This window comes from Rhizobium cauense (assembly GCF_019511525.1).
In the GTDB taxonomy this organism is placed as follows: domain Bacteria; phylum Pseudomonadota; class Alphaproteobacteria; order Rhizobiales; family Rhizobiaceae; genus Rhizobium; species Rhizobium cauense.
In genome coordinates, this window is the sequence record NZ_JAEUAT010000038.1 from 1 (window position 1) to 13,672 (window position 13,672).

15 protein-coding genes, 1 tRNA gene and 2 pseudogenes are annotated in these 13,672 nt (G+C 58.8%); 5 read left to right on the forward strand and 13 right to left on the reverse strand.

Annotated elements, in window-relative coordinates:
* On the forward strand, nt 1–293 hold a 293-nt coding region (locus JNB88_RS32525; protein ID WP_220359080.1), incomplete at its 5' end, for a beta-barrel domain-containing protein.
* Between the two features lie 302 nt (nt 294–595).
* Here JNB88_RS32525 and JNB88_RS32530 read toward each other — a convergent pair.
* The 3 genes from JNB88_RS32530 to JNB88_RS32540 form a co-directional block, all read right to left on the reverse strand.
* Nucleotides 596–1,039: a PIN domain-containing protein gene (locus JNB88_RS32530; RefSeq protein WP_220359081.1), complete on the reverse strand. Its 444-nt coding sequence runs from the start codon at nt 1,037–1,039 to the stop codon at nt 596–598.
* Nucleotides 1,036–1,338 carry a hypothetical protein gene (locus tag JNB88_RS32535; RefSeq protein ID WP_220359082.1) on the reverse strand — a complete coding sequence of 101 codons (303 nt, stop codon included), beginning with the start codon at nt 1,336–1,338 and terminating at the stop codon, nt 1,036–1,038. Before JNB88_RS32535 ends, JNB88_RS32530 begins: the two co-directional genes overlap by 4 nt.
* Before the next feature lie 810 nt (nt 1,339–2,148).
* The gene (locus tag JNB88_RS32540; protein WP_220359083.1) at nt 2,149–2,916 is read right to left on the reverse strand and encodes an alpha/beta fold hydrolase; all 768 of its coding nucleotides are present in this window, start codon (nt 2,914–2,916) and stop codon (nt 2,149–2,151) included.
* Between the two features lie 152 nt (nt 2,917–3,068).
* On the opposite strand from JNB88_RS32540, the gene JNB88_RS32545 reads away from it, so the two are divergent.
* From JNB88_RS32545 to JNB88_RS32555, 3 genes are all read left to right on the forward strand, one after another.
* On the forward strand, nt 3,069–3,515 hold the full coding sequence (locus JNB88_RS32545) for a MarR family winged helix-turn-helix transcriptional regulator (RefSeq protein ID WP_037138293.1): 447 nt from the start codon (nt 3,069–3,071) through the stop codon (nt 3,513–3,515).
* Nucleotides 3,516–3,657: 142 nt separating this feature from the next.
* Nucleotides 3,658–4,860 carry a mandelate racemase/muconate lactonizing enzyme family protein gene (locus tag JNB88_RS32550; protein ID WP_220359091.1) on the forward strand — a complete coding sequence of 401 codons (1,203 nt, stop codon included), beginning with the start codon at nt 3,658–3,660 and terminating at the stop codon, nt 4,858–4,860.
* 50 nt (nt 4,861–4,910) lie between these two features.
* The gene (locus tag JNB88_RS32555) at nt 4,911–5,801 is read left to right on the forward strand and encodes a DMT family transporter (protein WP_223217433.1); all 891 of its coding nucleotides are present in this window, start codon (nt 4,911–4,913) and stop codon (nt 5,799–5,801) included.
* A gap of 84 nt (nt 5,802–5,885) precedes the next feature.
* Here JNB88_RS32555 and JNB88_RS32560 read toward each other — a convergent pair whose 3' ends face one another.
* The 6 genes and pseudogenes from JNB88_RS32560 to JNB88_RS32580 form a co-directional block, all read right to left on the reverse strand.
* Nucleotides 5,886–6,890, reverse strand: coding sequence for a TRAP transporter substrate-binding protein (locus tag JNB88_RS32560; protein ID WP_220359085.1), 1,005 nt, complete (start codon nt 6,888–6,890; stop codon nt 5,886–5,888).
* Nucleotides 6,891–6,933: 43 nt separating this feature from the next.
* Nucleotides 6,934–8,211 carry a TRAP transporter large permease gene (locus tag JNB88_RS32565; protein ID WP_220359086.1) on the reverse strand — a complete coding sequence of 426 codons (1,278 nt, stop codon included), beginning with the start codon at nt 8,209–8,211 and terminating at the stop codon, nt 6,934–6,936.
* Complete coding sequence (locus tag JNB88_RS32570) at nt 8,211–8,744, reverse strand: TRAP transporter small permease (protein WP_220359087.1); 534 nt, start codon at nt 8,742–8,744, stop codon at nt 8,211–8,213. The genes JNB88_RS32565 and JNB88_RS32570 overlap by 1 nt, the downstream gene beginning before the upstream one ends.
* A 20-nt stretch (nt 8,745–8,764) precedes the next feature.
* A pseudogene (locus JNB88_RS34065) lies at nt 8,765–8,881 on the reverse strand (fumarylacetoacetate hydrolase); the annotation flags it as partial.
* Between the two features lie 214 nt (nt 8,882–9,095).
* Entirely contained in the window at nt 9,096–9,812 is a 717-nt protein-coding gene (locus tag JNB88_RS32575; protein ID WP_037138302.1) for a FadR/GntR family transcriptional regulator, read from the reverse strand.
* A 26-nt stretch (nt 9,813–9,838) separates the two neighbouring features.
* Nucleotides 9,839–11,284, reverse strand: coding sequence for an FAD-binding oxidoreductase (locus tag JNB88_RS32580; protein ID WP_338111076.1), 1,446 nt, complete (start codon nt 11,282–11,284; stop codon nt 9,839–9,841).
* Nucleotides 11,285–11,469: 185 nt separating this feature from the next.
* Here JNB88_RS32580 and denD point away from each other — a divergent pair, with 185 nt between their 5' ends.
* Nucleotides 11,470–12,456, forward strand: a complete 987-nt coding sequence (gene denD, locus JNB88_RS32585) for a D-erythronate dehydrogenase (RefSeq protein WP_220359088.1) — start codon at nt 11,470–11,472, stop codon at nt 12,454–12,456.
* A gap of 28 nt (nt 12,457–12,484) precedes the next feature.
* On the opposite strand, the pseudogene JNB88_RS32590 reads toward denD, so the two are convergent.
* The 4 genes and pseudogenes from JNB88_RS32590 to JNB88_RS32605 all read right to left on the reverse strand — a co-directional run.
* Nucleotides 12,485–12,748: pseudogene (locus tag JNB88_RS32590) on the reverse strand (IS66 family transposase); the annotation flags it as partial.
* Nucleotides 12,749–12,857: 109 nt separating this feature from the next.
* Nucleotides 12,858–13,148: a type II toxin-antitoxin system RelE/ParE family toxin gene (locus JNB88_RS32595; protein WP_220359089.1), complete on the reverse strand. Its 291-nt coding sequence runs from the start codon at nt 13,146–13,148 to the stop codon at nt 12,858–12,860.
* Complete coding sequence (locus tag JNB88_RS32600) at nt 13,145–13,393, reverse strand: CopG family ribbon-helix-helix protein (RefSeq protein WP_220359090.1); 249 nt, start codon at nt 13,391–13,393, stop codon at nt 13,145–13,147. Before JNB88_RS32600 ends, JNB88_RS32595 begins: the two co-directional genes overlap by 4 nt.
* 154 nt (nt 13,394–13,547) lie before the next feature.
* Nucleotides 13,548–13,624 (reverse strand) — tRNA-Met (locus tag JNB88_RS32605).
* Between the last annotated feature and the right edge of the window lie 48 nt (nt 13,625–13,672).

Sequence of the window (13,672 nt, forward strand, 5' to 3'; positions counted from 1 at the left end):
TCGCCCCCGGCCAGCCGGCCCGCATGCGCTTCACTGCCTTTAACCAGCGCACCACGCCAGAACTCCACGGCAAGGTCGAGGTCGTCGCCGCCGCAACCACGCAGGACCGCGCAACCGGACAGCCCTACTACCTCGCATCCCTGTCGCTCGCCGACAAGGACCTCCTCAAGGACAACAAGCTCATCCCCGGAATGCCTGTCGAGGTGTTCGTCCAGACCGGTGAACGAACCGCAATGTCGTACATCCTCAAACCATTTACCGATCAGATGATGAAGGCATTCAGAGAGGAATGAGGTGTGACGATAGGAGATTCCAGTTCGGTTTAATTCGGATTGGGCAGCGTTTGAGACGATCGTGCGCGATGTCATCAACCGATGATCTGAAGATTCGTTAAGGGCAGGATTTCATCTTGACTGTGATCGCCGAGAACCCCGAACTCCTTGCTTCGGCGTCTGGTTGCCGAGAGCCGCATCGTAATTTTTCGCAGCGCTGCCGGGCGAACGCGCCTTATTTCTGGTCGAGCGCAAGCAGAAGATCGCCGCTTCCGCCAAGCCAATGAGCTGATACTCGACAGGTACCGGCGGCGCAGCCGTCATTATTCTCCCTCCTCCAAGCCACCGCGCAGCGGATTTATGATCTGGAGCCCCACAAAGTCTTTTTCGTTATCCGTTACCACAACGCAATCATTTGCGCCTGCGACGGCCGCAATGATCATGTCGAGACCACTGCGGGGGCGGCCAGCCATTTTTCCCTCCGCCATGAGTCGCGCCCAGAGCAGAGCGGCCTTATCGTCGAAAGGCAGGATGCGACCGGCAAATAATGCCTGCGGCCCCTCTCGCCCCGCGAACCAGGCGTCGAGGCTGTCACGCTTCTTGCCTCGCGGCTTTTCCAGAATGCCGCGCCGGATTTCTGCGATTGTCAGCGAGGCAATAAACAGGTTCTCGTCGGTTTGCGCACCCATCCAGGCCAGAAGCGACTCCGATGGCTTTTGCTTTACGATGTCGCTGATGATGTTCGTGTCGAGAAGAAAGCGTGTCACAAATCGACCTTGCGCCCCTCTTCACGGTGGCGGGAAAGGTCGAGTTCGGCGCCGACGAGCGGCGAGCGCCGCAAAGCGGTTAGGATATTTCCTGGCTTCGGCGGCTTACCCCCGACGACTGTCTTGATAGCCAAACGGACGTGTTCCGCGTCCGGGCCTTCCTCAGCTAGGCGACGCGCAAGCGTGCGAATCAGTTCGCGGTCGGATTCAAGCGCCATGATCTCGAAGCGCGTGAGGCCCCGCTGCGTCATGCGTGTGCGATAGTTCTGCGTCGCTCTTTTCTGTGCGGCATTGCCCATGGTTATCCTCCACGCTATATCTGGATATATAGTCCAGATTTCTAGTGCCGACAAGAAAGGATAGGATGACAGAGCGAGTTCATGACGAACTCTGCAGGCCGGAGCAATGTCAGTATTTCCGTCTTCTTTGGCGCTTGAACGTTTCCCGCGCGGCATGCCGTCCGAGCAGGTAAACTAGCGCGACAGGACGCGGACCCGACCGTAGACAGGGGCAACAGCGTCAACTTAACGTACTCCTTTGCTGTGGGCGGTTTCAAGCATTCGTCGTCACGCCGATCGACGCCAATTGCAAGTAAATCGGCTTCAAGCTGGATGTGAACCGATGTGCCTCCTTGTCCTTTTCCTTGAGGACTTGGACTGTCGTTTCATTTCCATGAATGAGAGGCTGTATCGCCACCGCAGTTTCGGTGCATCGTAAGCGCAAGCCGTGATACTGCCATCCCGGTTCAGGTCCGGTTGCAACAACGATCTACCGAAGCTGGGTCATATTGACAGCGGCCGGCCGTCACTATCCACGCCGCATCCGCAATCAATCTTCATCTTCTTCGATGATTCGGTGTCCAGCTAGAAACAGAAATAATAGATCCCGTGGCTCGGGAAGGCGCGGATTTCGTTCTGAGGACATGTCGCAAGAGCTGAGCGACAGCGCCGGACCATCGCCTCAAGCGGATGACCCCAAGCACAAAGCACCGGCGAGCTCGAACCAACCGGTGTGCACATTCCCATTTAACCCAAAACCTTTCGGTCGAGTTTCAGCAGATCGCGCCGCCAGTTTCCCGGCGGCGCTTCATCGCTACACAACCGCAGACGTTACTGCCCTGCTTCTTCGATCAGATCGGCAACGGCCTCAGGCTGCGAGACCATGACGACGTGGGATGCCCCCTTAACGACGACCGTGTGCTTGGAGCCTGCTCGTTCGGCCATGAAGCCGAGCGCCTTTGCAGGGATATTCTTGTCGCCGTCGCCGTAGATGAAGTAAGAGGGCAGCGCCTTCCAGGCCGGATCGCCGGACTTTTCGGTCAAGGCTGCTTGCGTGATCGGACGTTGGCTGACGGCCATCAACGCGGCCTCGTCAGCTGAAACGTCATGGGCAAACTGCTCGTGGAACTTCGACTGGTCGATGGACAGGTCGATGCCGCCATCGGCAAGCTTGACGGGAGCAGCCAGCGCCTGACCGAGCGTACCGCCCGGGAACTTGCCCGCGAGATCGGCGGCGGCTTCGCCGGCTTCCGGAGCAAAGGCTGCCACGAAGACCAGCGACTTGACGTTGTCCCTGCCGTTGGCGGCCGTGGAGATCACCTGCCCGCCATAGGAATGGCCGACCAGGACGACCGGTCCCTTGATGCTGGAAATGACACCCGAGACATAGGCGGCATCGGCGGCCACGCTGCGCAACGGATTGGCAGCAGCAACGACCGTGTATCCATCCTGCTGCAGGATCTTCGTGACGCCGTTCCAACTGGAGGAGTCGGCAAAAGCACCATGGACCAGAACGACAGTGGGCTTCGCCGGCTGGGCGATTGCGCTGCCCGACGTGAGTGCGGCGGCGAAGGCAATGATAACAGCGAACTTGGACATGACGAATTCCTTTCGGGTTGAGATGCAGATGTGAACGATTTATAATTTGTCAGCGATTTGTTTGTGCGCGATACATATCGCTGCAGAATCCGAATGTCAACCGCTTGCAAATAGATCGCGCACAAAGTAATTTGTGGAAAAAGGAGATAGGAATGACACAGCCAGCCGATAATTCCGGCGTCGCCGGAATGCTCTGCTTTTCCCTCTATTCCGCGAGCCACGCCTTCACCCAGCTCTACCGACCTTTGCTGGAAAAGTTTGAGCTGACCTATCCGCAATATCTGGTCATGGTGTCGCTCTGGAACAAGGACGGGCAGAATGTCAAGGAGCTGGGATCAACCCTCTTTCTCGATTCCAGCACGCTGTCGCCTTTGCTCAAGCGACTGAACGCGGCCGGGCTGATCACAAGAACGCGCAATCCGCAGGATGAGCGAGAGGTGCTTCTGCATCTGACGGAAAAAGGCCGCGCCCTGCAGGAACGGGCGGGCGATGTCATGCAGTGCATCGGCGAAGCGGCTGCACTGGACGCAGAAACCCTCGAAACACTGAGATCGACCATCGACGCCTTGCGCGACCGGCTTCATCAAAGCGCCAATTAGCCTAGGAAAAATTTCCAAAAATCTCAGGCCTGTGCCGGGAAACCACGATTGTCGCTTCTATGACGTCCGACAACATGACAATAAGGTTGGATGATGAAATAGACGAGCTCGTATCAGAGCAGATATCCGGTGGGAGGGAATGATGAAGATTACAGGGCTGGAAACCGTTCGGGTTGCGGAACGCGCCAATCTGCTCTGGGTGCTGGTGCATACCGATGAGGGTCTGACAGGACTTGGAGAGACGTTCTTCGGCGCAGAAACGGTTGAGGCCTACGTGCACGAATATATTGCTCCGCGCGTGATCGGCCGTGATCCTCTTGAGATCGACAGGCTTGCGGCCGATCTCGTCGGCTATCTCGGCTTTCGTTCATCCGGCGCCGAAGTGCGTGGCAATTCTGCCTTCGATATCGCGCTTTGGGATCTTTTTGGGAAGGCGACGGGTCTGCCGATCGCGCAGTTGCTGGGTGGCTTCACCCGTAAGGAAATCCGCACCTACAACACCTGCGCCGGTACGGAATACATCAAGAAGGCGACCGGGCAGACGACCGCCAATTACGGCCTGTCCGCTGGGAAAGGCTATGACGACCTGAACGGCTTCCTGCACCGCGCCGATGAACTCGCCCAGTCGCTGCTCGAAGAGGGCATCACGGCGATGAAGATCTGGCCATTCGATGCCGCTGCCGAAAAATCTCGTGGAACTTACATATCCATGCCGGATCTGAAACAGGCGCTCGACCCATTCGAAAAAATCCGCTCCGCCGTCGGCGACCGGATGGACATCATGGTCGAGTTCCATTCGATGTGGCAGTTGTTGCCGGCAATGCAGATCGCGAAGGCGCTCGCCCCCTACAATACATTCTGGCATGAAGACCCGATCAAGATGGACAGCCTCGCCAGCCTCAAGCGCTACGCAGAGGTTTCACCGGCACCGATTTCTGCTTCGGAAACGCTCGGATCGCGCTGGGCCTTCCGCGACTATCTCGAAACGGGCGCTGCCGGCGTTGTGATGCTCGACATCAGCTGGTGTGGCGGCCTGTCGGAAGCGCGCAAGATCGCCGCCATGGCAGAGGCCTGGCATCTTCCCGTTGCCCCGCATGATTGCACCGGGCCGGTCGTGCTTTGCGCCTCCACCCATCTTTCCCTAAACGCGCCGAATGCCCTTGTTCAGGAAAGCGTGCGTGCCTTCTACAACACCTGGTATCGCGACCTTGTCACCGCCCTTCCGCAGGTTCGCAACGGCATGATTACCGTGCCGCCGGGCGCGGGACTCGGAATGGAACTCAACCCGGACCTTGAGCGGGCGTTCACCGTCAGCCGACGTGTCTCCGATGGTTCGTCGATCTGATTTGTCCGGGGATAGTCATGATCGCAAACGATGAAACCGCCGTAGCGGGGATGCGCCTTGGTTCGATTGCCGGACCGGGCCTCATGCTGCTCGGGATGCTCATGTTCGCATTAAACGACGCGATGGGAAAATGGCTGGTGGCCAGCTACGGACTGGGTCAGGTGATCCTTATCCGCAGTCTGGCAGCGTTGCTCATCCTGTCGCCGTTTCTCTGGCGGGTGGGCTGGAAACCGATCATTGAGGCCGAGCGGCCGCTACTGCAGGCGGCGCGAGTGCTGTTCTCGACGCTGGAGGTATTTTGCTTCTATTACGCTGTCATGTATCTGCCGCTGGCCGACGTCATGACCTACTGGCTGGCGGCGCCGATCTATGTGGCGGCAGCCTCCCCTCTCCTTTTGGGCGAAAAGGTCGGCTGGCGGCGGTGGACGGCGATCTTCGTCGGCTTCATCGGCGTAATCATCACGCTGGAACCATCGAGTGCGATGTTCACCATGCCGGCCGTCATTTCGATCGTCGGCACTTTCGCGTTCGCCTTCATGCTGCTTTCCGGCCGGAAACTTCGGGCCACGCCGGACAAGACGCTGGTGCTGTTCCAGCTCGCAGGAGCCGGACTTGCCGGCCTTCTCTTCGCTCCGTGGGACTGGAAACCCCTGACCTCTGCTCCGGAGTTTGGCTTGTTATGCCTGCTCGGCGCGGTCGCAATGGGCGCGCATATGCTTGTAAATCGCGCACTAAAGATATCGGATGCGGCCACGGTCGCACCTTTGCAATATACGTTGCTCCTGTGGGCGATTGTCTTCGGCTGGATGTTCTTCGGCGATGTGCCGCGTCTCACCATGATGTTCGGTGCGGCGTTGATCATTAGCTCCGGGTTGTTCATTTTCTTCCGCGAGCAACAGTTGACGAAGCGCCAACCCGATGCACCGCTCGACATGCCGTGACGCGGTTCGTTCTGAACCCAAAGAGCCCGCTGACGAACAGCGGGCTCCCATGACGATCATGCCGAAATCTGGCCTGCCCGCAGGTTACTTGCGGATTGCGGCAAGCTCGGCGAGGATGCCATCGACGACATCGGCGCCGATCTCGGCCTTATGCTTTTCATAGACGACCATGGACTTCTCGCGGATACGGGCCTGTTCTTCGGGCGAAAGCACATTTACCTCAAGACCGGCGGCCTTGATCTTCTCCAGCGACTTCTTGTTCAGATCTCCAATGACCTGGCGCTCGACGTCACGGCCAACGACAGCGCATTCCCGCAAAGCTGCCTGCTCTTCGGGCGCGTAGGTGTCAAAGATTGCCTTGGAAAAGAGGAAGAGGAAAGGCGTGTAGGCGTGGTTGGTCTGGGTGACATACTTCTGCACTTCGAAGAACTTCGACGTGTCGATGGTCACATAGGGATTTTCCTGGGCATCAATTGTCTTCGTTTCGAGAGCCGAGAAGACTTCGCCGAATGCCATGGGCGTCGCATTGGCGCCAAGGTTCTGGAAGGTGTCGAGGAACACGTTGTTCTGCATGACGCGAACCTTCATGCCCTCCAGGTCTTCCCATTTGTTCACCGGACGAACCGAATTGGAAAGGTTTCGGAAGCCGTTTTCCCAATAGGCGAGATTGACGAGGCCCACCGCCGCCAGCTTCTCATTCATCATGTCGCCGAACTTGCCGTCCAGCACCTTGTAGGCTTCCTCCGCGGTGGAAAAGAGGAACGGCAGATCGAAGACGCCAAGTGCAGGCTCGATACCGACGAGCGGCGAAGAGGACGTCACGACGGCTTCCTGGACGCCGGAACGCAGTGCCTGTGTCGCCTGCAGGTCGCCACCGAGAGCCCCGCCCCAGAATGCCGTCAGCTTCAGTTTTCCGCCTGACTTTTCGTCAAGGCACTTCTGCATCGCCTCAATGCCGTTACCGACCGGGTGATCAGCATTGATGCCGTTGGAGACGCGGATGTTGCGCTCGGTGAATTCGGCGAATGCCGGCGCTGAGGCAGACAGGGTGAAGGCGATGGCAGTTGTGGCAAGTAGCAGTTTTCGCATGATATCCTCCCATGGATGTTGAAACAGAATTGGCGTGCCGGCCTCAGTGCAGCCAGCGAGCCGGTACGATAACCAGGTCCGGAAACAGGACCAGGAGCAGAAGTACGAGCGTTTGGGCGAGCAGGAACGGCCAGACACCGACCGTGACCTTGCCCAGAGGAACGCGGCCGACGCCGCTGACAACGTTGAGAACGACCCCGACCGGCGGCGTCAGAAGGCCAATGCAGTTGTTCATGATAAACAAAACGCCGAAGTAAACCGGATCGATGCCTGCCTGCTTGATGATCGGCATCAGGACCGGCGTCAGGATCAGGATGGTCGGCGTTAGGTCCAAGGCTGTGCCCACGATCAGCACCAGGATCATGATCGCAAACATCAGCAAGGTCGGACGATCGATCAACGGCTCGATGAGGCCGGTAATTTCCGCCGGAATGTTGGCGGCGGTGATCAACCAGGCGGAAACGAGAGCCGCACAAACGAGGAACATGATGACGGAAGTGGTCTTGGCCGCCTGAAGGATAACCTTTGGAAGCTCCTTCGGCGTGAGCTCCCGGTAGATTACCATGCCAACGAACAGCGCATAGGCCGCCGCGATCACGGCAGCTTCGGTCGGCGTCACAACGCCCGCCTTGATGCCGCCAAGGATGATGACAGGCATGCCGAGAGCCCACAGAGCGCGACCGGTCACCCGAAGGCGCTCGGCACCCGACGCACGCGGCAATGGCTGGACATTGTCTTTGCGCACGACAATCAGCCATGTCACGACCAAGGCAAGCCCCATCATCAGGCCCGGGACGATACCGGCCATGAAGAGCTGGGTGATCGAGACGTTGGCAGCAACGCCGAAAACGATGAAGGCCATCGATGGGGGGATGACGGGCGCGATAATGCCTCCTGCGGCTATCAGGCCGGCCGAGCGCGGAACGTTATAGCCTGCCTTCGCCATCATCGGGATGAGAATGGCCGCGAGCGCGGCAGTATCGGCGGCGGCCGAACCGGAAATGCTGGCCATGATCAGCGCCGCGACGATCGCGACAATGCCCAGGCCGCCGCGGATATGCCCCACGCAGGCAATGGCGAAGTCGATGATGCGCCGCGACAGGCCGCCGGCGTTCATCAGCTCTCCTGCCAGAATGAAGAATGGTATAGCCAGCAACGTGAACGTATCGGCGCCGGCAATCATGTTCTGCGCGATGATCTGCGTATTGAACATTCCCATGTACCACATGAGAACGACGCCGCAGAACATCAGCGAGAATGCCACCGGCACCCCAATCGCCATGGCGCCGATCAGTGAAGCGACGAAAACAAAAAGCGTCATCAGGTCCGCTCCGCCATCTGTTCGATCGTCATATTTTCGCCCGCGAACGCTTCAATTTCCTCCTGCGTCACCCGTCCGGTGATCAGGCGGAAAAGGCGCTCCAGCGCGATGACGGCGCAGCAGAAGCCGGTAAAGAAGCCACTGCCGTAGACGAAGCCCATGGAGAGGCCGGTCACCGGGGCCTTCATGCTCCAGTTGATCGGCAGTTGCTTCCAGGTGCCCCAGAAGAAGATGGCCGAACAGGCGATGATCACCAGATTGCTCAGGATCATGCAAAAGATGCGTCCCTTGCGGCCCAACAGCGCCACGAGGGTTTCGACGCCAAGATGCCCATGTTCCCGAAACGTCACGACGGCACCGATGAAAGTCAGCCAGATGAAAAAGTAGCGTGCGAGTTCGTCCGAGACCGTCAGGCCTGAGTTCATCGCATAGCGCATGATGACGTTCACGAAGACCATAATTGCCATGCCCGAAAGCAGGACGATCAGCAGGAATTCGAGAATCTTGTAGAAATGGTCGACTACCTTTTGCACGCGTTACTCCCCAGTCTGCGTTACAACAGGCCACGCTTGGCCAGGTTTTTCATCAGCGCAGCCGCGCCGAAGGTCCATTCGGGGCAAGCATCACTGCGATCGACCCAGTTTACCAGACGGCCGCGCAACGGCGTCGCGGGATGCGGTCGAACTCAAGCAAAACCTCCTCATCCTCGACAACATGACCTCCCCGCCATCTTGCCAGATTGTCAGGATGTCTGACAATCGCAGGTCTGTTTTGTAGTCATACTTCCTTGTGCTGTCCAGCGCGGAAATTATCTCCGAAAAAGAGGCACCTCGGGGAAGATGGCGCCCCCGCTTAATGCGGCAAGCGGCCAGCGCCGGACGATTTCAGTCGGCCTCAAGGGTTAGATCCAGCCGACTGGCGGCACCGAGCAGATGCCGCTTCATCGCCTCGCGCGCACGTTTCGGATCGCGACTGGCAATCGCATCGCGGATCGCTACATGCTCGGCAATCGTCAGTTCCACAATTTCCTCGAGCACCGCCGCGGCACGCGCTGCGTTGATGGCAAGACTGATGCGCTCTGCGATGAAGCCGACGAACAAGGCAAAATATTCGTTGCCGGTCGAAGCTGCGATGACCCGATGAAAGATCAGGTCGGCAACAATCCCCTGATCCGTCCACTTGTCCGCCCCCATCATGCTTGCCAAGGCCTCGTCGAGCTTCGTCAGATCGCTGTCGACATGATGCGTTGCCGCAAGGCCCGCAGCTTCGATTTCCAGCGGCATGCGCAGCTGGAACAGATCCCTGAAGGTCGCGCGGTCGTGAAGATCGTCCTGCTCGATGCGGATCGACTGCCGCGCCTTGATCTCGGTTGCGAAGGCGCCGACGCCCTGTCTGGTCTCAACCAAACCCTCGTTTCGTAATTGGGCAATCGCCTCACGCACCACCGAGCGGCTGACGCCGAAACTGCTGGCGAGAAAGTGTTCAGTCGGCAGCTTGCTCCCCGGCGGGATGCGGCCCTCCGTGATTTCGCGGGCGATCTGGGCGGCAATTCGCGCCGGAAGATGCTCGTTGCGCCTGATCTGTCCAAAATCCAGTGACATGCCTTTTTCGCCTCAACCCATTGCCGCTATGAATGCCGCTCGAAATCCAGTTGGCAACCCGGATTCATCACGCCTTGCGGATCGACAGCCTTTTTCAATGCCGCAACCAATCCCCGCCGGACCGGAGGGATACGCATCTCATAGTCGGCCTTCTTCAGACGGCCAATACCGTGCTCCGCGCTGATCGAGCCATGATAGGTATCGACGACCGAATTTATCGCCTTTTTGGCATCATGGATGCGCGCCTCGATCTCCGCGCGGGACAGGCCGCCCGGAGGCAGCACGTTCAGATGCACATTGCCATCGCCGACATGACCGTAGGAGACACAAACACCGTCCGGCACGGCCGCTGCCACAGCTTGTTCGGCGTCGCGCACGAAGTCGGAAAGGCGCGACAGGGGGACGGAAACGTCTGTCCTCAGATGCGGCCCGCGCTTGGCCTGACCCTCGTTCATCCCCTCACGGAAAAGCCAGAGGTTGCGCGCCTGCGTCCTGGAACTCGCAATCACACCGTCTGGAACAAGTCCTTCCTCCATCATGGCACCCAGAAACCGCTCCATCAGCTCGTTGATATCGACTAGGCCGGACCCGGATATCTCCAGAAGCACATAAGCGGGGTAATCGCCGGATATCGGCATCGCAAGGTCTGGAATTGCCTCGCGGGCGAGAACGAAAGCAAGCGGCGGCATGAACTCGAAGGCGGACATCAGGTCGCAGCAATCGCGACGCGCGCGGCGGAAAAGGGTGATCGCATCGTCGAGTGAATTGAGCCCGAGAAGCGCGGTGGCGACCTGATCCGGCTCCGGCGTCAATTTGACCGCAACGGCGGTGATGATGCCGAACACCCCTTCAGCGCCAATAAAGAGCTGCTTCAGATCGATGCCCCGATTGTCCTTACGAAGTGTAGACAATCCGTCGAAAATCGAACCGTCCGGGAGGACTGCTTCAAGGCCAAGCACCAGCTCGCGAGTCATCCCATAGCGCAAAACGTTGATACCGCCGGCATTGGTCGAGACATTGCCGCCGATCTGGCAGGACCCTTGTGCGCCAAGCGCCAGCGGGAAGAACATGCCCTCCCGCGCGACCGCGTCCTTGAATTCCGACAGGATGCAACCGGCCTCCACAACAGCGGAGAAATCGTCAGCGTCAATGCGGCGGATTTTGTTCATCCGGTCGAGGCTTATCACCACCTGATCTTCCGGCCGGTCGGGAATTGCTCCCAGGGCCAGACCCGTATTGCCCCCTTGGGGAACGATCGACAGGCCGAGCGCGACGCAAGCCTTAGTGGCTGCGGAAACCTCTTCCGTCGTGCGCGGACGCAAAACCGCGACCGCGCCGGACGTCACGTCTCCATGCCAGTCTCGGCAATATTTTTCGATCGCCTCGCCCGACAGTACCATATCTTCCCCGAGAGACTGGATCAGGGTATCGACGACATGTCTCTGCCGGTCGAGGCCTATGGCTGTGTCAATCGCGCTCACAATCTTCCTCGCTTTCTGCCGCACATCGAAACACTTGGCGATCAACCCGGTGCCGCAGGCAAATATGCTGTTTTCAAAAACACGATATAAGGTTATCAGACAACCTTACAATATATTTATTCATGAGCGCCTGTCTTTGATCGGATCGGTGTTCCGTAGGGAAGGAGGAAGAACAGTTGCACATTCTCATTATCGGCGCCGCCGGCATGGTCGGGCGCAAGCTCGCACAGAGGTTGGCTACAGGCGGCAGGCTGGGCAATCAGCCGATCGAGAGCATGACACTCGTCGATGTCGTAACGCCAGAGCCGCCGCAAGGCTTTGGCGGCAAGGTGACGCTAGAGACGGTAGACCTCTCGACTCCGGGAGAAGCGGCGCGGCTCGTAACTGGACGCCCGGATGTCATCTTCCACCTCGCCGCTATCGTGTCGGGTGAAGCCGAACTCGATTTCGAAAAGGGGTATCGCATCAACCTCGACGGCACGCGCCTCCTTTTTGACGCGATCCGCCTTGCCCACGGCGAGGATCGCTACAAGCCCCGCGTCGTCTTCACCTCCTCGATCGCCGTGTTCGGCGCCCCCCTGCCCTATCCCATCCCTGACGAATTCCACACCACGCCGCTGACCAGCTACGGCACGCAGAAGGCGATCTGCGAGCTGTTGCTTTCGGACTATTCGAGACGTGGTTTCTTCGAGGGCATCGGAATTCGCCTCCCGACGATCTGCATTCGCCCAGGCAAGCCGAACAAAGCGGCTTCCGGTTTCTTTTCGAACATCCTGCGCGAACCCCTTGTCGGGCAGGAGGCCGTTCTGCCTGTTCCGGACGACATACGCCACTGGCATGCGTCGCCACGGTCCGCCGTCGGCTTTCTCATCCATGGCGCGACGATCGATGTCGAGAAGGTTGGTCCGCGGCGCAACCTGTCCATGCCTGGGCTGAGCGCTACTGTCGGCGAGCAGATCGAGGCGCTGCGTCGCGTCGCCGGCGAGAAGGCCCTAGCGCTGATTCGGCGGGAGCCTGATGAGATGATCATGCGCATGTGCGCCGGCTGGGCACCGGGATTTGAGGCAAAGCGGGCAACCGCGCTCGGCTTCACCGCCGAAAAATCCTTCGACGATATCATCAGGGTCCATATCGAAGACGAACTGGAAGGCAGCCTGCCATGACGAGCCCTATATCTCGATGCGTGTTGGCCTGCGCCAGCCTCGAAAGCGTTGTTTCAATCCAGGCCTTGAGGTCCGCCAGAATGGGTCTGGCGTGTTGCTGGCGCAGTGTTCACCTCTCGTCAGCCGACATGCCGCGGATACGATCGTCAATATCGTAGAACGCACGGATGCGCGACAAGGCTTCGTCAGCGACCGGAGATGGCTTGAGCCTGATCACATCATGGAACTTGCGGCGCACATGCGCCATGCAGGCAGCTTGGATGATCTGGTTGCCGTAAAGCTTGCTACAGCCAGCAGGACGATGAATCGGGGTAAGCCCCTATTTCGCCCGATGCCGACCGGCATCCTCCCCTTATCCCCAAGGGGATTTGTCAAAGACTCGGGCTGATGTACGCGGCACGTCATAACGTCTGTGGCCACCGCCGATGGGCGTGCATGACGGTGATGATCTCAATATCTCGACTGACGCGGTACGGGATGATGTAGGGAATATCGGCCAACACTATTTCGCGGGTGCCCTTGATACGGCCGGGTCGCCCACTTGCGGGTAAGTCGGCGAGCATATCCACGACCGTCACAATTCTGGCAATCACGCGCGCTGCCGCGTCGGGATCGTCCTGCTCGATATGAGCGCCGATTTCATCAAGTCGCCGCAACGCCCGAAGCGTCCAGCGAATGCGTTTCCGGCTCATGATTGGCGGGCGGATTTGACGTACTTCCCAACAACCTTCGCCACGTCTTCGGTGCTGGCGAATTCGCCGCGATCGGCCTCATCCAACCCGGCTTCGATCTCGGCAAGCTGCCACTCCTGCTGCTCAACGAAAGCCTCGATGGCCTCGGCAGCCATATAGGCGCGGGAGCGATCCAGCTTTTCCGCAATCTGATTAAGCTTGCTCGCGGTTTCATCCGAAACCCGCACGGTAAATGCAGCGGTCATGGCACCTGTCTTTCCTTGGTTCACTTTTATTATTGGTGAACCATGATGGTTCGTCAAGGTTCTCGCCACACCTGTTTTCGGCGATTGTTAGGAATACGCGATGCCACCCTCAAGATTGAGCGGTGGCAATACATCGTTGTCGTTGAGTGAAATTTGGTTGCGGGGGCAGGATTTGAACCTGCGGCCTTCAGGTTATGAGCCTGACGAGCTACCGGGCTGCTCCACCCCGCGTCCAGCGTAAATCCCTTCGGGATTTATCGCGGCGGCATAACCGCTTTG